Genomic DNA, 1,048 nt, shown 5'->3' on the forward strand with positions numbered 1-1,048 from the left:
GTTTGCCGTCAGCTCGGCGGGGTGTCGCCGTGAGCAGGACTGCGCGCGCAGACGGAAAATGATCCAGGATCGCGCGCCAAGTCTTCGCAGGCGCGTGATGGGCTTCGTCGATGATGAGGAGATCGAACAGCTCGGGGTCTGGAAGTTCTGCTTCCTCCATGTGTTCTGGGCTGATCGAGTTCGGAAGTGCCACCACAACGTCGATCTGCTGCAAGCGAGCCCAGTCGATGCGGCGTCCCGTCACTTCTTCCACAATGGGCCCTGGGCTCGCACGATTGAGCGCACCCACGTTTAGGAGATCCTGTTGGCTCCGAAAGGCAGCACTTAGCTGACTCCTGAGCTCTTTGCTGGGCACAACAACAAGCGTCCTCTTTGCCCGCGCCAGATACGGAAGCGCGGTTGCTATTGCGGTCTTTCCCGACCCAGTCGGGATCGAGACCAGCAATCGCTCTTCCGGTTCAAGAGTCCACTGACTGGAGATCGCCGATAGCGCACCAACCTGCGGGCGCCGCCAGCTAGGATCTCCCGGCCTTCGTAACAATGAGAAATCGACGTAGTCACTCTCGTAATGCGAGACCCGAAGCATGGGCACACCCTAGCGAGGGTGCCCACAAGGCGAGCGTCGGCGCACGCGAATGCCTCAAGTCTTGAGGGGTGCACCGCGATTCGAGAAGCCCCAATTCAACCCCTCCGCGATGACTTCGCGAACGGCCGGTTGAACTATGTGCCGCTTTCCACAAGGGCGCGTCGCATCCCTGGAATCCATCCATGCCACTCGTCACCACACGATGCATGACATCGCGGGTGCCTTCCGGGACGCGGCAGACGCCGCCGTGACAAGGGCGTGCTGCTGCACGGCGCCGCGACGGCGCGGGGCGCGATCACTGCAGGCTTGCTCGATCAGATCGAGATCCACCTCGTTCCCGTGCTTATCGGGGGCCGGGCGTCGATTGTACGAGAGCTCCCTTCCTCGCCGGAGCTCCAGTTGGGCTGACCCCGTTTCGTAGGTCCAGTCGTTATGAGAGTCGTCCTGTTGTCCGCGGTCGCG

Annotated in this window: 1 protein-coding gene; it reads right to left on the reverse strand. The window is 61.9% G+C overall.

What is annotated here, in order from left to right:
- On the reverse strand, positions 1 to 586 hold a 586-nt coding region (locus ASG00_RS14495; protein WP_156456233.1), incomplete at its 3' end, for a DEAD/DEAH box helicase family protein.
- Positions 587 to 1,048 lie beyond the last annotated feature (462 nt).

This window comes from Microbacterium sp. Leaf351 (genome assembly GCF_001423825.1).
Lineage (GTDB): Bacteria > Actinomycetota > Actinomycetes > Actinomycetales > Microbacteriaceae > Microbacterium > Microbacterium ginsengisoli.